This is a genomic window from Paracoccus sp. ME4, from assembly GCF_046736325.1.
Lineage (GTDB): Bacteria > Pseudomonadota > Alphaproteobacteria > Rhodobacterales > Rhodobacteraceae > Paracoccus.
Genome location: NZ_CP151276.1, coordinates 522,328 through 546,303, shown reverse-complemented (window position 1 = coordinate 546,303; position 23,976 = coordinate 522,328). Strand labels below are relative to the sequence as shown.

Here is a 23,976-nt window from a genome sequence, read left to right as displayed (position 1 = left end):
GGGGCTGAGCCCGTGACCGCCATCGAAAGCCCCTGCGTCAAGCTCTGCCGCATCGACTCGGAGAGCGACCTCTGCCTCGGCTGCCACCGCACCCTGGCCGAGATCGCGGCCTGGGGCCGCATGACCCCACAGGCCCGCGCCGCCGTCATGGCGCAGCTGCCCGCGCGTCAGCTGGCCTCGGACAGGCCCCGGCGCGGATCATAGGCGTTCTCGCGCCGCCATTCCTCGAAGAAGGCGGCCAGTTTCGCGTCCACCTTGGGCGGCATGGCGATGCGCAGCTCGACATGCTGATCGCCGCCGTTCACGCCCCGCCCCCGCAGCCGCAGCCGCTGACCCGAGGTCGCGCCCCGCGGAATGGTTAGGTTCACCGGCCCGTCGATGGTCGGCGCCGCGACCTTGCCGCCCAGCACCGCCTCGTCCAGGCTGATCGGCAGGACCAGATGGATGTCGTCGCCCTCGCGGCGGAACTGCGGATGCTCGGCCACGCGCACCTCCAGATAGGCGTCGCCCGGCTCGCCGCGGCCCATGCCCGGCTCGCCCTTGCCGCGCAGGCGGATCACCTGCCCCTCGCGCACGCCCTTGGGGATGGTCACCTCCAGCGTGCCGCCCTGGGGCAGGGTCACGCGGCTGCGCCCGCCGCGCGCGGCGGTCAGGAAATCGACCTGCAGCATCAGCCGCAGGTCCTGCCCGCGCATGTCGGCGCGCCCGCCGCCAAAGCCGCCAAAGCCCCCGAACCCGCCAAAGCCCCCACGCGGCCCCGCGCGCTGGCCGAACAGGTCGGCGAAGACGTCCGACAGGTCCGGGTCGCCGCCATGCCCCGGCGCCTCGCCGAAGGGATGGCCGCCCGGCCGCCCCTGCCAACGCGGCGCCTGCTCCTGCCCCTGGGCGTTGATCTCGCCCGCGTCGAAGCGGCGGCGCTGCTCGGGGTCCTTCAGCAGGTCATAGGCCGCCGACGCCTCCGCGAAGCGACGCGCCGCCGCCGGGTCCGGGTTCAGGTCCGGATGATCGGTCTTGGCGATGCGCCGATAGGCCTTCTTGATCTCGTCCGCGCTGGCGCCGCGCGCGACGCCCAGAGCCGCATATGGATCACCAGCCATGCCGAACCCCCACCTTTCATCGTGTCGTCAAGAAGATAGAGGCGAAATGCCGCGCATCAATAGGGCAGAGGATGGGCCTTGTGCAGCCGCTCGATGCCGCGACGCAGCTCGTCCGGCAGATCGCGGCCCAGCCCGGCGATCAGGTGGCGCAACTGCTCCAGGCTGGTCGCCCCGATGATCGGCACCACCTTGAAGGGCCGGGTCAGCTGCCAGGCGATGACCATGTGGATCACGTCCCAGCCATGCTCGGCCGCCAGCGCGCCATAGGCCGCGGCCGCCTTGACCCCGCGCCCCGTCTTGCGCCCGCCCAGGTTGCCCTGACCGCCGGTCGCCTTGTCCACCGCCGCGCGGCTGCCCTCGGGCAGGGCGCCGTCGGCGTATTTCCCGGTCAGCAGCCCCGCCGCCAGCGGCGAATAGGAGAGCAGCGTCACGTCCTCGTTCACCGCGGCCTCCGCCAGGTCGGTGTCGTAGAGGCGATAGAGCGGCGAATACTCGTTCTGGATCGCGGCCATGCGCGGCCCGCCGATCCGGTCGGCCACGTCGCACCACCGCGTCAGCCCCCAGGCCGATTCGTTGGAAAGCCCCGCCGCGCGGATCTTGCCCGCCGCGACGGCGTCCTTCAGGGCGCCCAGCACGTCCTCCATATGGGCCAGCGTCGCGGCCTTGTCCTGCCCCGAGGGATCGAACCCCCAGTTCTGCCGGAAGCCGTAGGAGCCGCGCACCGGCCAGTGCAGCTGATAGAGGTCGATCCGGTCGGTCTGCAGCCGGCGCAGCGAGGCGTCGATGCAGGCCCGCACCGTCGCCCCGTCGAAGGGCGCGCCGTCGCGGACCATCTGGCTGGGCCCGGTGATCTTGGTGGCGACCTCGACCCGGTCGCGGTTGCCGTCCCGCGCCAGCCAGCGGCCCAGGATCTCCTCGGACACGCCGATCGTCTCGCGGCGGACGGGGTTTACGGGATACATCTCGGCGCAGTCCATGAAGGTCATCCCGACCTCGACCGCGGCGTCGATCTGCGCGTGGGCGTCGGCCTCGGCGGTCTGGTTGCCGAAGGTCATCGTGCCCAGGCAGATCCGGCTGACCTCGACCGCGCTGCCGCCCAGTTTCACACGTTCCATCCGACCACTCCTGCTTGCGATGTCGCGCGCAGGCTAGCGATCGCGGCGGCGGGCGCAACCCGTGCCCGTGCCGCAGGGCAACCCGGCCCCGGACGGCGCGACAAAAAAGAAGGGCGCCGCGATGGGCGCCCTTCGACCGACTGAAATGCGGGCAAGACGCCCAAACCGAAAATACGCGCAACAGGCGCTTGTTAACGTTTACACCCGGCAGGCCGTGACGGGTATAGCCCCAGAAGGCTATGTTGCCCCCACGCCACGCCTTCCCGAGACCCCGACCTTGCCCGCCCCGCCCGCCGCCCCTATCTGGTCCGAACATCTTCGTTCACCCTGAGGAGCCCCCGCCATCGCCATGCCCCGCCAGCCGATGTCCCGCCGCCCGATGCCCCGCCCATGTCCCTGAACACGCTGCCCCAGATCGAGGAGACGCTGGCGACGCTGGCACCGCGCGGCTTCACGATCGGGCTGCACATCCGCTATTCGCGGCCGGTCCGGCGGGTCTCGACCTATCCGTCGGGCTGGATTCAGACCTATACCCGCGCCAATCTGGGGGTGGGCGATCCGATGATGATCTGGTGCGTGATGCACGAGGGCACGATCCGCTGGTCCGAACTGCCCGCGCTGCTGTCGGACCCGCTGGACGTGCTGGGACAGGCCAGGGCCTACGGGCTGCCCTACGGGGCGGCGATCTCGGTCGGACCGGCCGAATCGCGGTCCTACATCGGCGCGGCGCATGCCACGCGCGAGTTCACCGATGCCGAGATCGCGCAGATGGAGGCGCTGCTGCGCCAGGCCCATGACATCGTGGGCCAGGGGACGGCGCTGCGCCCCATCCTGATCGACGCGCTGGAGGCCATCGCCTGCGGGATGACCTATGACCAGGCCTGCGAGGCCTTGGGCATCTCGCGCACCGCGCTGCGCTATCGGCTGAGGACGGCGCGGACCGCCCTGGGCGCCGAGGACACGCCGCAGGCGATCCGCAAGGCGATCGACGCGGGGCTGCTGAACGGGATCAGCATCTCGGGGCTGGCCAAGGGGTTCCCGGTCGGGCCGGAGTGACGCCCTCAGGCGCGCCTGCGCCGCCAGCGCAGCCGCCGGGGCCAGTGCCAGTGCCGGATCAGCCCCTTGCGCTTGCCAAGGGGCTCGAAGATCTTGTCGGGGCCTTCGGGGTCCAGGATCTCGTTATCGGCCAGCCAGGCCTGGAAATCGGTCAGCTCGGGGATCTCGTAGGGAATCAGCGTGCGCCCCTCGCCCTGCGGACCGCGATGCGCCTCGATGGCCGCGATCAGGCCGCCATGCGCGGCGATGGCCTCGGACACGGCCTCGGGGGACAGGGCCAGATGCTCGGCCAGCATGTCGTCGCGCAGCGCGGTGATGCGCGCACGCGTGACATCGGCGCCCGGCCGGTCGGCGGCCAGCATCACGTCGCATTCCGTGTCCAGCCGCATCGAGCGGTTGTTGAAGTTCGACGAGCCGACCCGCAGGTACAGGTCGTCCACGATCATCACCTTGGCATGGACATAGATCTCGGCCCCCTTGGCGGTGACCGGGTGATAGATGCGCAGCCGGCCGCGGTGATCCAGCCGGCGCAGCGCCTCGACCAGCTGGGCGCGGGCGGTGTCCATCGCCAGCGGCTCCAGCCAGCCCTGCGCGCCGACCGGGTTGACGATGACGATCTCGGGCGGGTCCTCCTCGACCAGGCGGCGCGCGATGGCCTGCGCGATCCGGCGCGAGGCGAAATACTGGCTCTCGGCATAGATCACCCGCTGCGCGCGGGCGATCAGGTCCAGATACATCTGCTCGATCTCGAAGGCGGGATGCACGTCGGGGATCTCGGGGCGGGTCCGCGCGATGGCCAGCGGCACGTCGCGGAAGGTCGGGGCCAGCCCGTCCGGCCAGCAGCCCGAGGAATCGCTGATCGGCGCCAGCTCCTCGCCGCAGGCGATGCGCCAGCGGTCGCGCGCCAGATCGCCCAAGGCCCGCGCGGCGGGGCCGTCGAAGGCGGTCGTCGCGTCGTGCCAGGGCTTCAGCGGCGCGCCCGAGGCGCTGACACGGCGCGGGTCGTCGTCGATATGCTCGCGCGTGTCCCACCGCCCCTCGGTCATGTCGATGCCGCCGCAGAAGGCCAGGCAGTCGTCGATGACCACGATCTTCTGGTGATGGCTGCTGGCCAGGGGGTGCTTGCCGTCAAGGCGCAACGTGATGCGCGGATGCATCTTCCAGCGCAGGATGGTCAGAAGGGTCGATCCGCGGAACAGCGACTTGAGCGCGCCGGTATCCCATCGCAGGAGCCGCACATGCAGCGTGGGCGTGCGCCGCGCCAGCCACATGACGAAATCGCCCAGGGCCGCCGGGCCGCCATCGGAATTGTCGCCCAGATGGATGCGGGCATCGAAATCCCATCCGATCATCAGGATCGAATGGCGCGCCTGAAGCATCGCCTGACGGACGGTGCGGAAATAGTCGTCGGCGTCGGTGATGACGGCGAAGCGGCCGGACTGCTCGACCCGCCAGCAGTTCCACCCCGGGCGTGCCAGCCGATCCGTTGATCCATCCATTCTGTTCCGCCGACCTTTCCAGACTGTCACTCCGTCGGCGCGCGGCCGGCAGAGGTCACGCGCAGCATCCGACGCGTGACCCCGAACGCGCGCGGCAAAGACCGGTTCCCACCGCGCGCAGATTTTTTCGGGCGCCGTCGCACAGCGCCCGTTTGGTCAGCCGAACAGAGCGTTGCAGATCAGCAGCATGACCAGCGACGAGGCCCAGGCCAGCGTGGTCGGAACCGACCACAGCAGCATCTGGTGCTTGGCCTGCTTGACCCCCAGGATGCGGTTGATCACCCAGAAGTAGCTGTCGTTGAAATAGCCGAAGACCATCGAGCCGATCGCCGCGGCCTGGGCGGCGAAGACCATGTTCACGTCGCCCATGCCGACCAGGATCGGCGCCGAGATCGACGCGCCGGTGATCATCGCGACCGTGCCCGACCCCTGGATCAGGCGCACCAGCGAGCTGATGACGAAGGGGATCAGCACGGCCGGAATGGCCAGGCCCGCGACGGCCTGGCCGATCACGTCGCCCGCGCCGCTGTCGCGCAGCACCGACCCCAGGGCGCCGCCCGCGCCGGTGACCAGCAGGATGATGCCGGCGCTTTCGACGCCCTTCTCCATCTCGGCCAGGACCTCGTCGCGGGGACGGCCCGGCACCAGCGTGTAGATCGACACCAGAAGGCCAAGCGCCACGGCGATGACCGGGTTGCCGAAGAAGGCCATGGCCTGGACCAGCGGGTTCGTCTCCAGCGCCTCGTTCCCCGAGGCCCGCACCACGGTCGTGGCGATGGTGTTCAGGAAGATCAGCACGATGGGCAGCAGCAGCGGCAGGACCGACAGGCCCAGGGAGGGCAGGACCTTCTGGCGCTCATCGGCGGCGGTCTCGAACTGGCGATAGGCGGCGGCGATGTCCTCGCCGGTATCGGCCTGGATCATCCGCTCCAGCCGGGGCCCCATGGCGCGGGCATAGAAGACGATGACCGCCATGCCGGGAATGGTGAAGACGATGCCCCAGAGGATCATCAGACCCAGGTCGATGTCGAAGATTCCCGCGACGCCCAGGGGGCCGGGGGTCGGCGGCACGGCATGATGCGTCAGCATCAGACCGCCCGCCAGCGCGATGCCAAGCGTCAGCACCGACTTGCCCGAGGAGCGCGCCAGCGCCTTGACCAGCGGCGACAGGATGACGAACGCGCTGTCGCAGAAGATCGGGATCGACACGATGTAGCCCGTCAGGACCATCGCCCAATCCTCGCGCTTCTTCCCGACCCACCGGATCAGCGTGTAGGCCATCTGCTCGGCCGCGCCCGAGATCTCCAGGATGCGGCCCATCATCACGCCGAAGCCGATGACCAGGCCGATGGTCGACAGCGTGCGGCCAAAGCCGGTGGTGATCGATTCGATCACCTCGGCGGGCATCATGCCGCCCAGCAGGCCCGACACGGACGCGGCGATGATCAGCGCGATGATCGCGTGGACCTTGGTCTTCACGACCAGGAAGATCAGCAGGAAGATGGCAAAGCCAAGTCCCGCGATCAGCTGGAACTCCGTTCCGGGTTCAGCCATGGGTTAGTCCTCCACTGCGCCCGTCACGGGGCGCCTCCAGTTGAAAAGGCTCAGCGATCCGCCAGGAACTGCGTCAGGATCGCGTCGAAATCGGTATCCGCGCCAAAGCCCAGGGCGCGCGCGCGCGTCACGTCGAAGGCGCCGGGCCAGCTGCAGACGATGTCGATGATGCGCTGGTCGCGGGTCAGGGCCACGCGGGCGCGGGCGTCCGCACCCACCAGCCGCTCAAGGCTGTCCAGCATCTGGGCCGGGGTCGCGGTGATGCCGGGCAGGTCCATAACGCGGTTGATGCCCAGATCGGCCGCCGGGATGCGCCCCGCGCGGACCAGGTTCGCGACCGCCACGCCCGGAGAGCTGATCCACAGCCGCGTGTCCAGCGGCACCGGGCATTCCGACGCCTGCCCCGCCACCGGCTCGCGGATGATGCCGGAGACGAAGCTGGAGGCCGCGGAATTGGGCGCGCCGGGGCGCACGCAGATCGTGGGCAGGCGCACGGTCAGCCCGTCGACGAAGCCCTTGCGGCTGTATTCGCTGACCAGCAGTTCGCCGATGGCCTTGCCGCAGCCGTATGAGGACTGGGGCATCAGCGCCATGGTCGGCGGCACGATCTGCGGCATCTCTCCGCCGAACACGGCAAGCGAGCTGGTGAAGACGAAGCGCGGCGCGCGGTCCAGCCTGCGGCAGGCCTCCAGCAGCAGGCGCGTGGCGTCGACGTTGATGTGCAGGCCGGTGTCGAAATCCTCCTCGGACTGGCCCGACAGCACGGCGGCCAGGTGATAGACGGTGTCCGCGCCCCCCGACAGCGCGCGGGCCACGGCATCCGGGTCGTCGATGGAGCCGACCAGGCTCTCCACCCGCGCGTCATCGACCGGGCAGGCCACCCGGTCCAGCGACACGATGCGTTCCGCGCCGTCCTCCAGCAGGGCCGCGATCAGGCGCGCGCCCAAGAATCCGGCGCCGCCGGTCACGATGATGGTCATAGGCTCTCTCCCTTCAGGTCGGGGGCCAGGATCACCTGCACCCCCATCTCGCGCAGCGCGTCCGCCGCGCCTGCGTCGATGCCCGCATCGGTCACGACCGTGTCGAAGACCGAGACGGGCAGGATGTTCATCGCCGCCACCGCGCCGTATTTCGTCGAATCCGACACCAGCACGGCGCGCCGCGCGCGATCGACCGCGACGCGCTTGACCGGGCCCTTGGCCTCGGAGGGCGAACTCAGCCCCGCCACTGTCCAGGACGAGGTCGAGATGAAGGCGATGTCATAGTTGAACCGCGCCAGCGCCTCGGAGGCCGCACCGCCCACGCAGGACTGGTTCGCGCGTTCGACCAGCCCGCCGCTGTGATAGAGCGTGCAGTCCGAATGCGTGGACAGCCAGGCGCAGATGACGAAGTCGTTCGTCACCACCGTCAGCCCCCGCCGCCCGGCGATCTGGCGCGCCAGTTCCAGCAGCGTCGTGCCCGCGTCCAGATAGATGACCATGCCGTCGCGGACCAGATCGGCCGCGGCCTGCCCCACCGCGCGCTTGGCCGCGGTGTTGATCGCGGCCTTCTGCAGATGCGGCAGCTCCTGCGCCAGCCGGCGCGACAGCCGCACGCCGCCGGTGACCGAGGACACGCGCCCCGCCTCCTCCAGCGCCTGGATGTCGCGGCGGACGGTCATGTGCGACACGCCCATGCGCTCGACCAGGTCGGCGATGCTGACGATGTCGCGTTCGGCCAGGCAGGACAGGATGAACTGCTGGCGTTCGGCCGGGATCATGGCACCGCGCGCAGATAGGGCGCGGCCCAGCCCAGACCGTCCTCGGTCCGGCCGCGCGGGTTGTATTCGCAGCCCATCGGCCCATCGAAGCCGGTGCGATCGAACGCCGCGAAGATCTCGGCATAGTTCAGCTCGCCCGTGTCGGGTTCGTGGCGGTCTGGGACGCCCGCGATCTGGACATGGCCATAGGCGCCCTTCAACCGCTCGATCCGGCGGATGATGTCGCCGTCCATGATCTGGGTGTGATAGACGTCGAACTGCAGCAGCACGTTGCGGCGATCCAGGCGCTCTATGAGGGCCAGCGTCGGGTCCTGATGGGCGATGAAGTATCCCGGCACGTCGCGGCTGTTCAGCGGCTCGATGCTGATGAACAGGCCGGCGGTTGCGGCCATGTCGGCGGCCTCGCGCAGGTTCTCGGTCCAGACCGCCTCGCAGGTGGCGCGGTCCGGCTCATCGGCGGTGATGCCCGACATGACATGGATGCGCGGACAGCCCAGGCCCGTGGCATAGGTGATCGCCTGCTCCACGCTGGCGCGGAACTCGGCGCGCTTTCCCGGACGCGCGGCAAAGCCCTTCTCTCCCCCCGCCCAATCGCCCGCGGGCGCGTTGATCAGCGACAGGCGCAGACCGTTGCGGTCCAGCCGGGTCTTCACGACCTCGATGGGGTGGTCATAGGGGAACAGGAACTCGACCGTGTCGAAGCCCGCGGCACCCGCCCGGTCGAACCGGTCCAGAAAGGGCGCGTCGGTGAACAGCATCGAAAGGTTCGCAGCAATGCGGGTCATGTCAGTATCCTCCGCCCAGTTCGGCGATCTCGGCCTTGGTCAGGTAGTGCAGTTTCTCGCCGCGCAGGATGAACTGCAGCTTGGCGGTCTCCTCCAGCTCCTCGGCATTGTTCACGGCATCGTCGATGTCGCGGCCCAGCACCACGACCCCGTGGGAGGCCAGCAGAAAGGCCTGCGCGCTGCTGCCCTGCGCGGCGGCGGCAAGGTCCAGCCCGATCTGCGGCGATCCGGGGCGGGAATAGGGGATGACCGGCATGTGCCCGATGCGCATGACGTAATAGGGGGTGAAGGGCCGGATCGCATTGTCGCGCGGCAGCCCCTCCAGACAGGACAGCGCCGTCAGATAGGTCGAATGCAGATGCACGATGGCCCCCGCCTGCGGCCGCACATCGTACAACGCGCGGTGGAACGCGAATTCCTTGGACGGCTTCGGACCGGGCAGCGGTTCGCCATCCGCGCCGATCACCGACAGCGCATCGGCCGACAGGCGGCCCAGGCTGCTGCCCGTGGGGGTCACGGTGAAGCCGCCATCGGGGTTCCGGACCGACACGTTGCCCGCGCCGCCCACGGAATAGCCGCGCTCGAACAGGCTGCGGCACAGCATCACCATGCGGTCGGCGGCGCTCATGCGGGGACCTCCTGCGCGTCGGTGAAGAAGGTCTCGGCCCCGAAATTGCCGGATTTCAGCGCCAGCGACAAAGGCTTGTCCACCGCGCGGACCCAGGGCACGCCGGGCGCGATCTGCGGCCCGATGGCAAAGCCCGTGACCTTCAGCGCCTGCGTGACGGACCCCGAGGTCTCTCCTCCCGCGACGATGAAGCGGGTGATGCCGCCTTCGGCCAAACGCGCGGCGGCGGCGGCGAAGGTGCGTTCGACCGCCTCGGACGCGGCGGCGCCGTGCTGTCCCTGGATCTCACGCAGGCGGGCCGGGTCGGCGGTCGCGGTGATCATCGGCGCGCGACCCTGCGGCTGCGCCAGCACCCATTCGGCCAGCCCGGCGCCATAGGCGTCGGCATCGGCCAGGCAGCGGTTCACATCCACGTCCAGCGTCGGCGCCAGCGCGCGATAGGCCGCGACCTGCCGGTTGGTCATCACCGAGCAGGAGCCCGAGATCACCACCGCAGGCCCCGCCAGCGGCGCGCCCGCGTCCTGCGCCTGCGCATCGGCCCCACCCGACACCGCGCGCGCGATGCCGTAGCCCAGCCCCGACCCGCCGGTGACCAGCGCCATGTCCGCCACGGCCTGCCCCAGGGTCGCCAGATGCGCGTCGCTGATCGCGTCCAGCACGACATAGCGCACGCCGTCCGCCCGCAGCGCGGCGATGCGGTCGCGCACGGCCTGCGGCCCCTGATCGACGGTCGCGGCATCGACCAGGCCGCAGCGGCCCTGCGCCTGCCCCTCCATCAGCCGGATCAGGCTGCTGTCACGCATGGGCGTGATCGGGTGATCGCGCATGCCTGAATCCTGCAGCAGGTCCTGCCCCACGAACAGATGGCCCAGATAGACCGAGCGCCCGTTCACCGGCAGCGCCGGGCAGATCACCGTGATGTCGGTGCCAAGGGCCGCCATCAGCGCATCGGCCACCGGGCCGATATTGCCCTCAGCCGTCGAATCGAAGGTCGAGCAGTATTTCTGATAGATCTGCGCGCAGCCCCGCGCCCTGAGCCAGTCCAGCGCGGCCAGGCTGTCGGCCACCGCATCTGCCGCCGGGTTCGACCGGCTTTTCAGAGAGATCACCACCGCATCGGCATCGACCTGCGCATCCGCCTCCGGCACGCCGATCATCTGCGTGGTGGTCAGGCCGCCCGCGACCAGAAAGCCCGCGATGTCGGTCGCGCCGGTGAAGTCATCCGCGATGACGCCGATCTTCATGCCTTCCCCTCCGGCAGGGTGATGCCCGAGAAGGTCCTGATCACCGCGCTGTCATCCTCGCGCCCGTGGCCCATGTTCGAGGCCTGCTGGAACATCGCGAAGGCGGTCGAGGCCAGGGGCAGCGGGAAGCCCAGGGCGCGCCCGGTTTCCGTCACCAGCCCCAGATCCTTGACGAAGATGTCCACGGCCGAAGTCGGGGTGTAGTCGCCGTCGACCACATGCTTCATCCGGTTCTCGAACATCCAGGAATTGCCGGCGGCGTTGGTCACCACGTCATACATCGTGTCCAGCGGGATGCCCGCGCGGGCGGCCAGGGCCATCGCCTCGGCGCCCACCGCGATATGCACGCCCGCCAGCAGCTGGTGGATGACCTTGACCGTGGCGCCCTGCCCGATCTCAGGCCCGATGCGATAGGTCTTGGCCGCCACCGCCTCCAGCACCGGGGCCAGCGCGTCGAAGGCCGCGTCCGGCCCCGAGGCCATCACCGTCATCGCCCCCTGCGCGGCCTTGGCGGCCCCGCCCGAGACCGGCGCATCCAGCATCAGGACGCCCCGCGCCGCCAGATCGGCGCCCAGGGCGCGCGCATCCTCGGCCGACTGCGTGCAGCTGACCATGATCGCGCCGCCCGGACGGATGCGCCCGGCCACACCGCCCTCGCCCAGGATCACCTGGCGGGCCTGCGCACCGTTCACGACCAGCACGATGACCGCGTCGAAATCGCCCGGCAGACCGGCCATGCCGTCGGCCACCGCCTCGGCGCCCTGATCGGCAAAGGCCGTGCGGCGGGCGGGGTCCAGGTCGATCCCGCTGGTCGCCAGTCCCGCACGCAGGCAGGACTGCGCCGCCCCCATGCCCATCGAACCCAGTCCCACGACACAGACCCGGTAATCGGACGCGATCGGCATTGGCAGCTCCCCTTCTTGAGTTTGCACAAACATTCACAAATCTGCCCACAATGCAACAATCTTGATCACGGCAGCGTCAGGGCGCCGCATCCGGACCGGATCGCATCTTGTCCTTCGGGGCCGCAGCCGTCAGAAAAGCGCGCATGGCCAGACCGCTTCTTCAGCTGACGCAGATCCTGCGCGCCGCGATCCTTGCGGTCGGGCTGCTGCAGGTCGCCGGTTTCGCCTCGGCCCCGCATGTCGGAAGCTGGCTGCAGGGCCACCCGCCCGACATCGCGCAGCTGCAGGATGCGCGCCCCGCGATGGCCGCCATTCTGGTCGCCAAGCTGACGGCCGCCGCGCCGACGCCCTCCGGAGGCGACGCGACCCCGCCGGGGGTGAGCCGCGACGCGACGGCCCCGGCCGCGCCCCTGGTCCTCGCGCATCGTCAGCCATTCGCCCCGGCCCAAGTCCTGTCCGAACAGGACCGCGCGGACCATCCCCGCGTTCGCGGCCCGCCCGTGCTGTAAGCCCCTCGGCGGCGCGGACGCCGCGCGGAACCCGGGCCCCTTGCGGGGTGCGGACCGCGGCATCGCGTCCTGCGCCGCCCCCTTGCACCCCCTCTTACCGGAATGCCCGTCGCGACAGCGGCCGCAGGCCACGCGCGGGCCCATTAGAAAGCACGAGCCATGACCTCGACACGCGTGAAAATCACCGTCATGTCGCTTCTGACCTGCGCCATGCTGGCCGGAGCGATCATCTCCGGACTGCACGGGTGAGCCATGAGCGACACCCCGAACGACCCCGCCCGGCGCTTCGGCTGTCCGGCCTGTGGGCACATGCTGACCTTCAACGAGCGACGTTGCGGCAATTGCGCCGAAGACGCGCCCGTCTATAATAGGACCGGCTTCTGGATTGGCCTTGCCCTGACGGTTTTGGCCGCGGTGGTCCTGGCCATCATCGCCTGAACGTCACAGGTCCTCAGATATCATCCCGTCCGGGGCGGCCATCCGCCCCGGAGCCTGCCTGCCCCAACGCGAACACCCGTCCGAAGGACCCCGCCCGCCCGTCCCGAAGCCCCCGCGAAAGCCTCCGACACCCATGGATTCCAGCGCCGTTCCGACGCCACAGACCCTCCTGACCCTTCTGGCGCTGCTGCCCTTCGCAGCCGCCGCGATCATCCCCCTTCTGCACCGCACCCTGGCGGCCTGGGCCGCCGGCCTGTCGATGATCCTGTCGCTGGCGGTGCTGGCCGGACTGTCCGGGGTCGTGCAGGACGGCGGCGTGCTGCGCGCCAGCCTGGACTGGGTGCCGTCGGCGGGGCTGTCGGTGACGCTGCGGCTGGACGGGTTCTCATGGCTGTTCGCGACGCTGGTCGCGGGGATCGGCCTGCTGGTCGTCGTCTATGCCGGGGTCTACATGGCGGGCAAGGCCGGCCTGCCGCGGTTCTTTGCCCTCCTGATGGGGTTCGCCGGGGCGATGCAGGGCGTGCTGATGTCGGGCAACATCCTGATGCTGGTCGTCTTCTGGGAGGCGACGTCGATCCTGTCCTTCCTGCTGATCGGCTTCTGGCACCAGGGCCAGCCCGCGCGCGACGGGGCGCGCACGGCGCTGCTGCTGACGGCGACGGGGGGGCTGTGCCTGCTGCTGGCCATGGTCATGCTGGGCATGGTCGCGGGCAGCTTCGATCTGGACGCCGTGCTGGCGGCCGGGCCGCAGGTGACCGCCCATCCGTGGTACGGGCTGATCCTGGGCCTGTTCCTGATAGGCGCCTTCACGAAATCGGCGCAGTTCCCGTTCCATTTCTGGCTGCCCGGCGCGATGGCCGCGCCCACGCCGGTCTCGGCCTTCCTGCACAGCGCCACCATGGTCAAGGCGGGGGTGTTCCTGCTGATCCGCTTCACCCCCGTCCTGGGCGGGACCGAGGCGTGGTTCTATGCCGTCACCGGCACCGGCATGGCGACGCTGCTGATCGGGTCGGTGATCGCGCTGTTCCGCCACGACCTCAAGGGGCTGCTGGCCTATTCCACCATCAGCCATCTGGGCCTGATCACCGCGCTGGCGGGCATCGGCAGCCAAGGGGCCATCGTCGCGGCGATCTTCCACATCTGCAACCATGCCATCTTCAAGGCCTCGCTGTTCATGTCCGCGGGCATCATCGACCAGCAGACCGGCACCCGCGACATGCGCAGGCTGGGCGGGCTGTGGCGGGTGATGCCCATCACCGCGACGCTGGCCATCGTGGCCTCGGGCGCGATGGCGGGGGTGCCGCTGCTGAACGGCTTCCTCTCCAAGGAGATGTTTCTGGCCGAGGCCGTCGCCTGGCACAACGGCAGCCTGCTGGACGACAGCCTGCCCTATCTGGCGGTGGTGGCCAGCGCCTTCTCGGTCGCCTATTCGCTGCGCTTCATCCTGTCGGTGTTCTTCGGGCCGCTGCCCACGGACCTGCCGCGCGAACCCGCCGAACCCGGCGCGGGGATGCGCGGCCCGGTGGCGGTGCTGGTCGTGCTGTGCCTGATCGTGGGCATCCTGCCCGCGCTGGCCATCGGCCCGGCGATCCAGGCGGCCGCCGACGCGGTGCTGGGTGCGGACACGCCGCCGGTCCACATCGCCGTCTGGCACGGGGTGAACGCGGCGCTGATGCTGTCGCTGGTGGCCTTCGGAACGGGCGCGCTGATCTATCTGTGGCTGGCCGCGCGCCTGCCCCACGGACCCGAGGGTCCGGCCCTGCTGCATCACCTGCGCGCGCAGCGCATCTATGACCGGCTGCTGCTGAAGCTGGGCTGGGTCATCCCGCGCCGGCTGCTGGGCTGGCTGGCCACGGAACGGCTGCAGCCGCAGATGCGCGTGCTGGTCGCGGCGGCGGTGATCGCGGCGGCGGCGGCCTCCTGGGGCGGCTTCGTGCTGGCCGACAGCCCGCGCACGAACGCCCCGAACCTCAGCTTCGCGCTGATGTGGGCCATCGGCGCGGCCTGCGCGGTGGGCGCCGCGTGGCAGGCCAAGTATCACCGCTTCGCCGCGCTGGTCATGCTGGGCGGCGCGGGCATCGTGACCTGCGTGACCTTCGCCTGGATGTCGGCCCCCGACCTCGCGGTGACGCAGCTGCTGGTCGAGGTGGTGACCACGACGCTGCTGCTTCTGGGCCTGCGCTGGCTGCCGCAGCGGCGCGCGGACCTGGCGGCGGACAACCGCCCCGCTGCGCGGCGCCGCCGGATGCAGGACCTGGTGATCGCCATCGCGGGCGGCGCGGGCATCGCCGCCACCGCCTATGCGGTGATGACGCGGCCGCTGATCCCGAATGTCGGCGACTGGTTCCTGGCCAACGCCTATTACGAGGGCGGGGGCACCAACGTGGTGAACGTCATCCTGGTCGATTTCCGCGCCTTCGACACCTTCGGAGAGATCGCGGTCCTGGCCATCGTCGCGCTGACGGTATTCGCGCTGCTGCGCCGCTTCCGCCCGGCCCCCGAGAGCGTGGATCCGCCCGATCAGCAATCCGCCACCAGCCGGCAGATGCTGGACGACACGCTGCTGGTGCCGTCGGTCATCATGACCTGGATGTTCCCGGTGCTGGTGATGATCGCGGCCTATTTCTTCTTCCGCGGGCACGACCTGCCGGGCGGGGGCTTCGCGGCGGGCGTGACCATGGCGATCGCCTTCCTGCTGCAGTATCTGGCAACCAACGTGCGGTGGGTCGAGACACGGCTGACGGTCATGCCGATCCGCTGGATGGGCATCGGCCTCCTGGTCGCGGTGGCGACCGGGGCGGGGTCGTGGATCTTCGGCTATCCCTTCCTGACCGCGCATGCGCGATACGTGGACATCCCGCTGGTCGGAGAGGTCCCGGCCGCCACGGCGATGCTGTTCGACCTGGGCGTCTTTGCCCTGGTCATGGGCGCCACCATCCTGATGCTGATCGCCATCGCGCATCAGTCCCTGCGGGCGGCGCGGATGCGCGCGGCCGATGACGAAGACGACGACGCAAGCGAGGTCCGCCCATGGAGCTGATCCTGTCCCTGGCCATCGGCATCCTCTCCGCATCGGGCATCTGGCTGCTGCTGCGTCCGCGCAGCTTCCAGGTTATCATCGGGCTGTGCCTGCTGTCCTATGCGGTGAACCTGTTCATCTTCTCCATGGGGCGGCTGACGCTCGGGGCGCCGGCGATCATGCCCAAGGGCGGCTTCGTCGACCCCTCGCGCTATGCCGATCCGCTGCCGCAGGCGCTGGTGCTGACGGCCATCGTCATCAGCTTCGCCACAACGGCGCTGTTCCTGGTGGTGATGATCGCCGCGCGCGGCTTCACCGGCACCGACCATGTCGACGGCAAGGAAGGAGGCCCGCAATGAACCAGCATCTGCTGATCGCCCCGATCCTCATTCCCTTCGTCGCGGGTGCGGTGATGCTGCTGTCGGATGACCGGCGGCGGGTCGCGCGCTTCTGGCTCAGCCTGGCCTCGGTGCTGGCACTCCTGGGCATCGCGGTGCGCCTGCTGGTCCAGGCCAAGGGCGACGTGCCGGGCTCGGAGGCGGTCTATCGCCTCGGGGACTGGGCCGCGCCCATGGCGATCACGCTGGTGCTCGACCACCTCTCGGCGATGATGCTGCTGCTGACGGCGGTGCTGGCGCTGGCCTCGCTGATCTATGCCAAGGCGTCGTGGGACCGGCAGGGGCAGCACTTCTTCCCGCTGTTCCAGTTCCTGCTGATGGGGCTGAACGGCGCCTTCCTGACCGGCGACCTGTTCAACCTGTTCGTGTTCTTCGAGGTGATGCTGGCGGCCTCCTACGGGCTGCTGCTGCACGGGTCGGGGCGCGGCCGGGTGCGGTCGGGGCTGCATTACATCGCCATCAACCTGGCGGCGTCGCTGCTGTTCCTGCTGGGCGTCAGCCTGATCTACGGGGTGACGGGCACGCTGAACATGGCGCATCTGGCCTCGATCATCGCCGATGTGGCGCCGACCGACCGGCCGCTCCTGCATCTGGGCCTGTCGCTTCTGGGCGTGGCCTTCCTGATCAAGGCGGGCTGCTGGCCGCTGTCCTTCTGGCTGCCGCCGGCCTACACGGCCGCGGCGGCGCCGGTGGGCGCGATCTTCGCGATCATGACCAAGGTCGGGGTCTATGTCATCCTGCGCCTGTCGATGCTGTTCTTCGGCGCGACCGCCGGGGCCTCGGCGGGCTTCGGCGGCACGGTGCTGATCGGGCTGGGGTTGGCCACGACGGCCTTCGCCATCCTGGGCGTGCTGGGGTCCCAGGGCATGGGGCGCATCGCCGCCCATTCGATCATCCTCTCCTCGGGGACGGTGCTGGCCGTGGTGGGCTTTGCGGTGACCGGGGGGCACGGCTGGATGCTGGCCGGGGCGCTCTACTATCTGGTGGGTTCGACGCTTGCGACGGCGATCCTGTTCATGCTGGTCGAACCCGCCAGCCGCGACGACGGCGGCAGCGCCGCGATCCTGGCCCTGACGGCCGAGATCTACGGCGCCGACGCCGTGCGCAACCTGGACGAGACCCCCGACCGCCTGGTCATTCCGGCGGGCCTGGCGGTGCTGGGCTGCTGCTTCGGGCTGGGCGTGCTGGCGCTGGCGGGTCTGCCGCCGCTGCCGGGCTTCGTGGGCAAGATGGTGATGATCCAGGGCGCGCTGGCCGATGCCAGCCTGTCGCCGGCGCTGACCTGGTCGTTCATCGGGCTGCTGCTGGCCTCGGGGCTGGCCACGCTGATCGCGCTGTCGCGGATCGGCATCCAGACCTTCTGGGCCTCCGAGGGCGACGCGCCCCCGGTCATGGCGCTGGAGATCGCGCCGGTCATCCTGCTGATCGCGATGCTGGGGGCGCTGAGCCTGCATTCCGAGGCCGTGCTGCGCTATACCGACCGCACGGCCGAACGGCTGCTGGACGCGCCGCGCTATGGTCCCCGACCCCTGCCCGCCGCGACCGAGGTGACGCCATGAGCCGGATCCTTCCCCATCCCGTCCTGTGGCTGGTCCTGTGGGTGATGTGGATGATGCTGACGCGGTTCTCGCTCGGCCATGCGATCCTGGGCGGCGGCATCGCCGTGGTCGCAGGCCGGGCCATGGCCGCGCTGCAGCCGCAATCGGTGCCGATGCGCGGATGGCGGGTGCTGCCGCGCCTGCTGTGGACGGTGTTTCTCGACGTGATCCGCTCGAACGCGGCGGTGACGCGGCTGATCCTGACCGAGGGACGCTCGGGACGGCAGGCAGCCTTCCTGGAGATCCCCCTGGCCCTGAAGAGCCAGTCGGGCCTGGCCGCGCTGGCCGTCATCCTGACCGCCACGCCCGGCACGGCCTGGGTCGAGTACCGGTCCGAGGACGGGGTCCTCACGCTGCACGTCTTCGACGCGCGCGAGACGGAGCAGTACCGTCACGTCATATCCTCGGTCTATGAACCCATGCTGCAGGAGCTGTTCGAATGAGCCAGATGATTCTGAACGCCGCCCTGATCTATGCGCAGGTCGCCCTGGGCGCCGCGGCCTGCCTTGCGGGGCTGCGCATCCTGCGCGGCCCGCGCGCCCAGGACCGTGTGCTGGCGCTGGACACGCTTTACATCGTCGCGATGCTGCTGTTCCTGGTGACGGGAATGCGGCTCGGCTCGCTGTTCCTGTTCGAGGCGGCGATGGTCGTCGCGGTCATGGGCTTCGTCGCCTCGGTCGCGCTGGCCAAGTTCCTGTTCCGCGGCGAGGTGATCGAATGACCGACCTTCCCGTCTGGCTGTCGCTGCTGATCGCGGCCTTCCTGGTCCTGGGGTCCACTCTGGCGCTGATCGGGGCCTGGGGCTTCCTGCGGCTGCGCAGCTTCTACGACCGCCTGCACGCGCCGACCCTGGCGACCAGCTGGGGCACCGGGGGGATCGTGATCGCCTCGATGCTGCTGGCCAGCTGGACCCAGGACCGCATCGTCATGCACGAGATCGTCGTGGGCGCCGCGCTGCTGGCGACGGTGCCGGTCACGCTGATGCTGCTGGGGCGCGCCGCGCTGCACCGCGACCGCTCCGAAGGCTCGACCGACGTCCCGGCCGCGCGCGCCCCCGACACCACACCCCCCTCCGACGCCCCCCTGAAGGAGCCGCGATGACCCCTCCGCAACCGGCCCCCCGGACGCATCTGCGTCCCCTGGTCGCCGACATCTCGGCCGCGCGCTGGCTGCTTTTGGGCATCCTGGCGGCGTCGCTCTACTTCTTCCACGGCTTCCTGATCCCGGTCCTGGCCGCGACGATCATCGCGGTGGCCAGCTGGGGCATCCGCGACCGGCTGGCGCACCGGATGGGGCGCACCGGCGCGGCCAGCCTGATGGTGGTGGCGATCCTGGGCATCTTGATCGTGCCGCTGGCGCTGGCGCTCAGCTATGCCGCGGCCGAGATCCGCATCTGGGTCCTCTGGGCGACCGAGGTGAACCAGCAGGGCGCCGCCACCCCCGCCTGGATCGCCACGATCCCCGCCGCCGGCGACTGGCTGGACCGGCAGTGGCTGACCCATATCGGCCGCCCCGGTGCCATCGGAGAGATCGTGCAGGCGGTCAGCGGCTCGAACATCGGCACGGTCTATCGCGGCGTGCTGACGGTCGGCTCGCACGCCTTCCACCTGGCCTTGAACACGCTCTTCACGCTGGTGACGCTGTTCGTCTTCTATCGCGACGGCGAACGCATCGTGGCGCAGCTGGACCGGGTCGGCGGGCGCATCCTGCCGGGACGCTGGTCGCACATGTCCCGCGTCGTGCCCGCCACGATCAGCGCCACCGTCACCGGCATGACGCTGATCGCCATCGGCGAGGGCGTCATCCTGGGCATCGCCTACTGGCTGGCCGGCGTGCCCTCGCCCGTGGTCTTCGGGGTCATCACCGGATTCATGGCGCTGATCCCCGGCGGCGCGCCGCTGTCCTTCACGCTGATCTCGGCCTATCTGGTCTTCAGCGGATCGGCCTTCGCGGGGGCGGCGCTGTTCGTCTGGGGCTCGGTCGAGCTGTTCATCGTGGACAAGACCATCCGCCCGGTGCTGGTCGGCGGCCCGGTCAAGCTGCCCTTCCTGACGACGTTCTTCGGGCTGATCGGGGGCGTCAAGACGATGGGCCTGATCGGACTGTTCATCGGGCCGGTGCTGATGGCGCTGCTGATGGCGATCTGGCGCGAATGGCAGCGCGACGCCGACGACCTGCCCCCCGCCGCCTGAGCGTTCAGGCGGCGGCCCCGCGTGGCCCCGCCAGCGCGACCCAGGCATCGTATTGCGACAGGAACACCCGCCCCGACAGACGCGCCAGAAAGTCGGTGGCCTTCAGGCGGTCCATGACCGGGCCCTTGACCTCCGACAGGTGCAGGGCGATGCCCATGCTGTCCAGCCGGTGGGCGATGGCCTCCAGGCTCTCCAGCGCGCTGAGGTCGATCTCGTTCACGGCCGAGCACATCAGCACCACATGGCGCAGCGCGCAGTCGGGCGTCACGCGCTCGGCCAGCAGGTCCTCCAGGAAGCGGGCATTGGCGAAATAGAGGCTCTCGTCGATGCGCAAAGTCAGGATGGCGGGGTCGGTCCGCACGTCATGGCGCAGGATGTTGCGGAAATGCTGGGTGCCGGGGACCAGACCCATCTCGGCCACATGCGGGCGCGAGGTCTTGTAGAGGTGCAGCGCGATGGACAGCGCCACGCCCGACGACACGCCGGCCTCCACCCCCATCGTCAGCGTGGCCAGGATCGTCGCCGCCACGGCCAGGAAATCGGTGCGCGAATAGGCCCAGGCCCGGCGCAGGATGCCGAGGTCGACCAGCGACAGCACCGCCACGATGATCGTCGCGGCCAGCGTGGCGATGGGAAGATGAAAGATCAGCGGCGTCAGCGCCACGGCCGCGACGGCCAGCCCGACCGCAGTGAAGACCCCCGCCGCCGCCGTCGCCGCGCCCGCGTCGAAATTGACCACCGACCGCGCGAAACCGCCCGTGACCGGCATCCCTCCGGTAAAGGCCGCGCCCAGATTGGCCGCGCCTAGGCCGATCAGCTCCTGGTCGGGGTCGATGCGCTGGCGGCGCTTGGCGGCCAGGGTCTGCGCGACCGAGACCGATTCGACGAAGCCGATGACCGAGATCAGCAGCGCCGGCACGATCAGCGCCCCGACCAGATCCGCGCTCAGCGGCGGCATGGTCAGCGGCGGCAGCCCCTGCGGCACCGCGCCCACGACGCGCACGCCCTGCGCCTCCAAGTCCAGGCCCCAGACCGCCAGCGTGCTGGCCACGACCGCCAGGACCGGCCCCGCCTTGGTCACGATGTCCGCGGCCCGCGCGCCCATGCCCATCCGGCGCAACAGCGGCTTCAGCCCGCGCCGGACCCAGAACAGGAACCCCGTGACGCTCAGCCCGATGAGCAGCGTCACCCCATTCGTCTGCGGCAGGGCGCGGATCAGCGATGACAGCATCTCGGGCAGGGTATGGCCGCTGGCGCCGACCCCCAGGATATGGCCCGCCTGGCTGGTCGCGATCAGGATGCCCGAGGCGGTGATGAAGCCCGCGATGACCGGGTGCGACAGGAAGTTGGCCACGAAACCCAGGCGCAGCAGCCCCATCAGGACCAGGATCGCCCCCGACAGGAAGGCCAGCGTCAGCGCGGCCGCCGCGTAACCCATGCTGCCCTGCTGTGCGACGGTGCCGATGGCGGCGGCCGTCATCAGCGACACGACCGCCACAGGCCCCACGGCCAGGGCACGGCTGGTACCGAGGACCGCATAGAGCATGATCGGCACGATCGAGGCATAGAGCCCCGCCTGCGCCGGCAGCCCCGCCAGAAGCGCATAGGCCAGCGATTGCGGGATCAGCATGATCGTCACGATCACCGCCGCCAGCAGATCGTCCGACAGCGCCGCCCGGTCATAGCGGCGACCCCAGTCCAGGATCGGGAAATAGTCGCGCATGGGCCTCATGCCTGCCGGTCGCCCTGCGCCGTCACAGCCCGTTCACCGGAACCTTGAGCATCGGGCGGCCCTCGCCGTCCACGGGCATCTCTCCGGCGCGCATGTTCACCTGCAGCGACGGCAGGATCAGCCGCGGCACGGGCAGCGTCGCGTCGCGTTCGGTGCGAAAGCGGATGAACTCCTCGCGGCTGCGACCGCCGCCGACATGGATGTTGTGCGCCCGCTCCTCGGCGACGGTGGTCTCCCACCGGATCTCGCGGCCGTTGGGGCCATAGTCGTGGCACATGAACAGCCGCATCCGGTCCGGCAGGGCCAGCACGCGCTGGATGCTGTCATAGAGCACCCCGGCATCGCCCCCCGGAAAATCGGCGCGGGCCGAGCCGCCGTCGGGCATGAACAGCGTGTCGCCCACGAAGGCCGCATCGCCCATGACATGGGTCATGCAGGCGGGCGTGTGCCCCGGCGTGGCCATCGCCAGAACCGGCATGGTCCCCACGTGATAGACGTCGCCATCCGCGAACAGCGCGTCGAACTGGCTGCCGTCACGCTGGAACGCGGTGCCTTCGTTGAAGATCCGGCCGAAGGTGTCCTGCACCTCGCGGATGCGCTCTCCGATGCCGATGCGTCCGCCCAGGGCGTCCTGGAGATAGGGCGCAGCCGACAGGTGGTCGGCATGGACATGGGTCTCGATGATCCAGTCCAGGCGCAGCCCATGCGCACGGATATGGGCGATGATGCGGTCGGCGCCCTCATGGCTGATGCGCCCCGCCGCATAGTCCAGGTCCATCACCGAATCGATCACCGCGCAGGCGTCGGACCCCGGATCGTGCACGACATAGCTGATCGTGTTCGTCGCATCGTCCGGAAAGGCGGTGACCTCCGGGTGGATGGACATGTCGATGGAATGGTCGGTCATGCTGCACCTCGGTCCCGGCGATGTGCTGGTGCCGGTCCTTCGCATCGCATCATATCAGGCTTTGCCGCCCTGGGCAGGGGGCATCGACACAGGCCGCCGCGACAGGGGCGGCAGGCGCCGGGCGGGGGGTGCGGGGGGCGGCCAGCCCCCCGCCGTCGCGGGACGCAATCAGGCGCGCGCCTTGACCACGCGCAGCAGCGGCATCACGTCCGACATGTCGGGGCCGTGGGCCTGGCCCGTGACCGCCTTGCGCAGCGGCATGAACAGGCCCTTGCCCTTGCGGCCGGTCGCCTCCTTGACGGAGGCGGTCCACTCGCCCCAGGTCGCGTCGGTGAATGGCCCCTCGGGCAGCAGGGTCATGGCCCGGGCCACGAAATCGGCATCCTCGGGGTCGATCTGCGGCTCGGCGCCCTCGTTGAAGATGCGCCACCAGTCGGCCAGATCCTCCAGCCGGATGATGTTCTGGGACGCCACGCGCCAGAAGCGCTCGGCCTGCTCCTCCGGCACGCCCAAGGCCGCGATGCGCTCGGCCACCGCCGCGAAGGGCAGCGCCTGGTTGCGCTCGCGGGTCAGCGGCCACAGGTCCTCGGCATCGAACTTGGTGGGCGAGGCGCCGAACTGCCCCAGATCGAAGCTCTCGGCCAGCTCGTCCAGCGAGGCCAGCCCCACCGGCACCCCCGACCCCAACCGCGCCATCAGGCTGATCAGCGCCTCGGGCGCCACGCCCGCCTCGCGCAGGTCCTTCAGCGACAGCGCGCCGATCCGCTTGGACAGCTCCTCGCCCTTCGCGCCGGTCAGCAGCGAATGGTGCGCGAAGGCCGGGGGCGTGCCGCCGATGGCCTGGATGATCTGGATCTGGGTCGCGGTGTTGGTCACATGGTCCGACCCGCGCACGATATGGGTCACGCCCATGTCGGTGTCGTCGACGCTGCTGGCGAAGGTGTAAAGCACCTGCCCGTCCGCCCGGATCAGCACCGGGTCGCTGACGGATGCGGCGTCGATCGAGATGTCGCCCAGGATGCCGTCGGTCCATTCGATGCGGTTCTGGTCCAGCAGGAAGCGCCAGTATCCCTCGCGTCCCTCGGCCCGCAGGCGGTCCTTGTCCGCGTCCGACAGCGACAGGCCGGTGCGGTCATAGACCGGCGGGCGGCCCATGTTCAGCAGCTTCTTGCGCTTCAGGTCCAGCTCGACCGGGGTCTCGAACACCTCGTAGAGGCGCCCGGAGGCGCGCAGCGCATCCGCCTCGGCGCGATAGCGGTCCAGGCGCAGCGACTGCCGCTCGACCCGGTCCCAGTGCAGGCCCAGCCAGTCCAGGTCGCGCTTGATGCCCTCGACATACTCCTCCTTGCTGCGCTCCTGGTCGGTGTCGTCCAGGCGCAGGATGAAGGTGCCGCCGGTCTTGCGGGCGATCAGATAGTTGAACAGCGCGGTGCGCAGGTTGCCGACATGGATATGGCCGGTGGGCGAGGGCGCGAAGCGGGTGATGGTCATGGGGCGTCTCCTGTTGCTGTTGCTCTTTCACAGCCGGGCATTTTTGTCCA

Annotated in this window: 24 protein-coding genes; 11 read left to right on the top strand and 13 right to left on the bottom strand. The window is 69.9% G+C overall.

The genetic code is table 11. The features are described 5' to 3' along the window. Positions 1–12: 12 nt before the first annotated feature. Positions 13–204: a DUF1289 domain-containing protein gene (locus tag AACG61_RS02705; RefSeq protein ID WP_411838487.1), complete on the top strand. Its 192-nt coding sequence runs from the start codon at positions 13–15 to the stop codon at positions 202–204. Here AACG61_RS02705 and AACG61_RS02700 read toward each other — a convergent pair. Together AACG61_RS02700 and AACG61_RS02695 are read right to left on the bottom strand one after the other, a co-directional pair. After that, on the bottom strand, positions 168–1,097 hold the full coding sequence (locus AACG61_RS02700; protein ID WP_411838486.1) for a DnaJ C-terminal domain-containing protein: 930 nt from the start codon (positions 1,095–1,097) through the stop codon (positions 168–170). The genes AACG61_RS02705 and AACG61_RS02700 overlap by 37 nt on opposite strands. A 56-nt stretch (positions 1,098–1,153) precedes the next feature. Continuing rightward, positions 1,154–2,212 (bottom strand): aldo/keto reductase, encoded by a 1,059-nt coding sequence (locus AACG61_RS02695; protein WP_411838485.1) that lies wholly within the window; start codon positions 2,210–2,212, stop codon positions 1,154–1,156. A gap of 390 nt (positions 2,213–2,602) precedes the next feature. Between AACG61_RS02695 and AACG61_RS02690 the strand changes: the two genes are divergently transcribed. Beyond that, positions 2,603–3,268 (top strand): autoinducer binding domain-containing protein, encoded by a 666-nt coding sequence (locus tag AACG61_RS02690; RefSeq protein ID WP_411838484.1) that lies wholly within the window; start codon positions 2,603–2,605, stop codon positions 3,266–3,268. A 5-nt stretch (positions 3,269–3,273) separates the two neighbouring features. Here AACG61_RS02690 and AACG61_RS02685 read toward each other — a convergent pair whose 3' ends face one another. The 8 genes from AACG61_RS02685 to ltnD form a co-directional block, all read right to left on the bottom strand. Next, a complete protein-coding gene (locus AACG61_RS02685) occupies positions 3,274–4,767 on the bottom strand; it encodes a phospholipase D-like domain-containing protein (RefSeq protein ID WP_411838483.1) in 1,494 nt (497 codons plus the stop codon). Positions 4,768–4,923: 156 nt separating this feature from the next. Continuing rightward, complete coding sequence (locus AACG61_RS02680) at positions 4,924–6,321, bottom strand: GntP family permease (protein WP_411838482.1); 1,398 nt, start codon at positions 6,319–6,321, stop codon at positions 4,924–4,926. Positions 6,322–6,371: 50 nt separating this feature from the next. After that, positions 6,372–7,301 carry a D-erythronate dehydrogenase gene (denD, locus tag AACG61_RS02675; RefSeq protein WP_411838481.1) on the bottom strand — a complete coding sequence of 310 codons (930 nt, stop codon included), beginning with the start codon at positions 7,299–7,301 and terminating at the stop codon, positions 6,372–6,374. Continuing rightward, positions 7,298–8,080 carry a DeoR family transcriptional regulator gene (locus AACG61_RS02670; protein WP_411838480.1) on the bottom strand — a complete coding sequence of 261 codons (783 nt, stop codon included), beginning with the start codon at positions 8,078–8,080 and terminating at the stop codon, positions 7,298–7,300. The genes denD and AACG61_RS02670 overlap by 4 nt, the downstream gene beginning before the upstream one ends. Continuing rightward, positions 8,077–8,865: a 2-oxo-tetronate isomerase gene (otnI, locus tag AACG61_RS02665; RefSeq protein WP_411838479.1), complete on the bottom strand. Its 789-nt coding sequence runs from the start codon at positions 8,863–8,865 to the stop codon at positions 8,077–8,079. The genes AACG61_RS02670 and otnI overlap by 4 nt, the downstream gene beginning before the upstream one ends. Before the next feature lies 1 nt (position 8,866). Beyond that, entirely contained in the window at positions 8,867–9,493 is a 627-nt protein-coding gene (locus AACG61_RS02660) for an aldolase (protein WP_411838478.1), read from the bottom strand. Next, on the bottom strand, positions 9,490–10,737 hold the full coding sequence (gene otnK, locus AACG61_RS02655; RefSeq protein ID WP_411838477.1) for a 3-oxo-tetronate kinase: 1,248 nt from the start codon (positions 10,735–10,737) through the stop codon (positions 9,490–9,492). Before otnK ends, AACG61_RS02660 begins: the two co-directional genes overlap by 4 nt. Beyond that, on the bottom strand, positions 10,734–11,636 hold the full coding sequence (ltnD, locus tag AACG61_RS02650) for an L-threonate dehydrogenase (protein ID WP_411839451.1): 903 nt from the start codon (positions 11,634–11,636) through the stop codon (positions 10,734–10,736). Before ltnD ends, otnK begins: the two co-directional genes overlap by 4 nt. 149 nt (positions 11,637–11,785) lie before the next feature. On the opposite strand from ltnD, the gene AACG61_RS02645 reads away from it, so the two are divergent. From AACG61_RS02645 to AACG61_RS02605, 9 genes are all read left to right on the top strand, one after another. Beyond that, on the top strand, positions 11,786–12,151 hold the full coding sequence (locus AACG61_RS02645) for a hypothetical protein (RefSeq protein ID WP_411838476.1): 366 nt from the start codon (positions 11,786–11,788) through the stop codon (positions 12,149–12,151). 252 nt (positions 12,152–12,403) lie between these two features. Then, entirely contained in the window at positions 12,404–12,589 is a 186-nt protein-coding gene (locus AACG61_RS02640) for a hypothetical protein (RefSeq protein ID WP_411838475.1), read from the top strand. A 133-nt stretch (positions 12,590–12,722) separates the two neighbouring features. Further along, entirely contained in the window at positions 12,723–15,629 is a 2,907-nt protein-coding gene (locus AACG61_RS02635) for a monovalent cation/H+ antiporter subunit A (protein ID WP_411838474.1), read from the top strand. Continuing rightward, on the top strand, positions 15,620–15,967 hold the full coding sequence (locus AACG61_RS02630) for a Na+/H+ antiporter subunit C (protein WP_411838472.1): 348 nt from the start codon (positions 15,620–15,622) through the stop codon (positions 15,965–15,967). The genes AACG61_RS02635 and AACG61_RS02630 overlap by 10 nt, the downstream gene beginning before the upstream one ends. Continuing rightward, entirely contained in the window at positions 15,964–17,565 is a 1,602-nt protein-coding gene (locus tag AACG61_RS02625) for a monovalent cation/H+ antiporter subunit D (protein ID WP_411838471.1), read from the top strand. The genes AACG61_RS02630 and AACG61_RS02625 overlap by 4 nt, the downstream gene beginning before the upstream one ends. Next, entirely contained in the window at positions 17,562–18,047 is a 486-nt protein-coding gene (locus AACG61_RS02620) for a Na+/H+ antiporter subunit E (RefSeq protein WP_411838470.1), read from the top strand. Before AACG61_RS02625 ends, AACG61_RS02620 begins: the two co-directional genes overlap by 4 nt. Next, positions 18,044–18,325, top strand: coding sequence for a K+/H+ antiporter subunit F (locus AACG61_RS02615; protein WP_411838469.1), 282 nt, complete (start codon positions 18,044–18,046; stop codon positions 18,323–18,325). The genes AACG61_RS02620 and AACG61_RS02615 overlap by 4 nt, the downstream gene beginning before the upstream one ends. Beyond that, positions 18,322–18,705 (top strand): monovalent cation/H(+) antiporter subunit G, encoded by a 384-nt coding sequence (mnhG, locus tag AACG61_RS02610; protein WP_411838468.1) that lies wholly within the window; start codon positions 18,322–18,324, stop codon positions 18,703–18,705. The genes AACG61_RS02615 and mnhG overlap by 4 nt, the downstream gene beginning before the upstream one ends. Then, positions 18,702–19,796 (top strand): AI-2E family transporter, encoded by a 1,095-nt coding sequence (locus AACG61_RS02605; RefSeq protein WP_411838467.1) that lies wholly within the window; start codon positions 18,702–18,704, stop codon positions 19,794–19,796. Before mnhG ends, AACG61_RS02605 begins: the two co-directional genes overlap by 4 nt. A 4-nt stretch (positions 19,797–19,800) precedes the next feature. Here AACG61_RS02605 and AACG61_RS02600 read toward each other — a convergent pair whose 3' ends face one another. From AACG61_RS02600 to gltX, 3 genes are all read right to left on the bottom strand, one after another. Next, entirely contained in the window at positions 19,801–21,528 is a 1,728-nt protein-coding gene (locus AACG61_RS02600; RefSeq protein ID WP_411838466.1) for a SulP family inorganic anion transporter, read from the bottom strand. Between the two features lie 22 nt (positions 21,529–21,550). Then, complete coding sequence (locus AACG61_RS02595; protein ID WP_411838465.1) at positions 21,551–22,435, bottom strand: MBL fold metallo-hydrolase; 885 nt, start codon at positions 22,433–22,435, stop codon at positions 21,551–21,553. A gap of 168 nt (positions 22,436–22,603) precedes the next feature. Next, positions 22,604–23,926 (bottom strand): glutamate--tRNA ligase, encoded by a 1,323-nt coding sequence (gene gltX / locus AACG61_RS02590; RefSeq protein WP_411838464.1) that lies wholly within the window; start codon positions 23,924–23,926, stop codon positions 22,604–22,606. Positions 23,927–23,976 lie beyond the last annotated feature (50 nt).

Bases quoted from the DNA above. Each gene is read 5' to 3' on its own strand.
- AACG61_RS02685 (WP_411838483.1), bottom strand. From the start codon at position 4,767: ATGGATGGATCAACGGATCGGCTGGCACGCCCGGGGTGGAACTGCTGG.
- AACG61_RS02670 (WP_411838480.1), bottom strand. From the start codon at position 8,080: ATGATCCCGGCCGAACGCCAGCAGTTCATCCTGTCCTGCCTGGCCGAA.
- AACG61_RS02615 (WP_411838469.1), top strand. From the start codon at position 18,044: ATGAGCCAGATGATTCTGAACGCCGCCCTGATCTATGCGCAGGTCGCC.
- AACG61_RS02645 (WP_411838476.1), top strand. From the start codon at position 11,786: ATGGCCAGACCGCTTCTTCAGCTGACGCAGATCCTGCGCGCCGCGATC.
- AACG61_RS02660 (WP_411838478.1), bottom strand. From the start codon at position 9,493: ATGAGCGCCGCCGACCGCATGGTGATGCTGTGCCGCAGCCTGTTCGAG.
- AACG61_RS02640 (WP_411838475.1), top strand. From the start codon at position 12,404: ATGAGCGACACCCCGAACGACCCCGCCCGGCGCTTCGGCTGTCCGGCC.
- gltX (WP_411838464.1), bottom strand. From the start codon at position 23,926: ATGACCATCACCCGCTTCGCGCCCTCGCCCACCGGCCATATCCATGTC.
- AACG61_RS02700 (WP_411838486.1), bottom strand. From the start codon at position 1,097: ATGGCTGGTGATCCATATGCGGCTCTGGGCGTCGCGCGCGGCGCCAGC.
- mnhG (WP_411838468.1), top strand. From the start codon at position 18,322: ATGACCGACCTTCCCGTCTGGCTGTCGCTGCTGATCGCGGCCTTCCTG.
- AACG61_RS02690 (WP_411838484.1), top strand. From the start codon at position 2,603: ATGTCCCTGAACACGCTGCCCCAGATCGAGGAGACGCTGGCGACGCTG.
- denD (WP_411838481.1), bottom strand. From the start codon at position 7,301: ATGACCATCATCGTGACCGGCGGCGCCGGATTCTTGGGCGCGCGCCTG.
- AACG61_RS02635 (WP_411838474.1), top strand. From the start codon at position 12,723: ATGGATTCCAGCGCCGTTCCGACGCCACAGACCCTCCTGACCCTTCTG.
- otnK (WP_411838477.1), bottom strand. From the start codon at position 10,737: ATGAAGATCGGCGTCATCGCGGATGACTTCACCGGCGCGACCGACATC.
- otnI (WP_411838479.1), bottom strand. From the start codon at position 8,865: ATGACCCGCATTGCTGCGAACCTTTCGATGCTGTTCACCGACGCGCCC.
- AACG61_RS02595 (WP_411838465.1), bottom strand. From the start codon at position 22,435: ATGACCGACCATTCCATCGACATGTCCATCCACCCGGAGGTCACCGCC.
- AACG61_RS02605 (WP_411838467.1), top strand. From the start codon at position 18,702: ATGACCCCTCCGCAACCGGCCCCCCGGACGCATCTGCGTCCCCTGGTC.
- AACG61_RS02620 (WP_411838470.1), top strand. From the start codon at position 17,562: ATGAGCCGGATCCTTCCCCATCCCGTCCTGTGGCTGGTCCTGTGGGTG.
- AACG61_RS02630 (WP_411838472.1), top strand. From the start codon at position 15,620: ATGGAGCTGATCCTGTCCCTGGCCATCGGCATCCTCTCCGCATCGGGC.
- AACG61_RS02695 (WP_411838485.1), bottom strand. From the start codon at position 2,212: ATGGAACGTGTGAAACTGGGCGGCAGCGCGGTCGAGGTCAGCCGGATC.
- AACG61_RS02625 (WP_411838471.1), top strand. From the start codon at position 15,964: ATGAACCAGCATCTGCTGATCGCCCCGATCCTCATTCCCTTCGTCGCG.
- AACG61_RS02600 (WP_411838466.1), bottom strand. From the start codon at position 21,528: ATGAGGCCCATGCGCGACTATTTCCCGATCCTGGACTGGGGTCGCCGC.
- AACG61_RS02680 (WP_411838482.1), bottom strand. From the start codon at position 6,321: ATGGCTGAACCCGGAACGGAGTTCCAGCTGATCGCGGGACTTGGCTTT.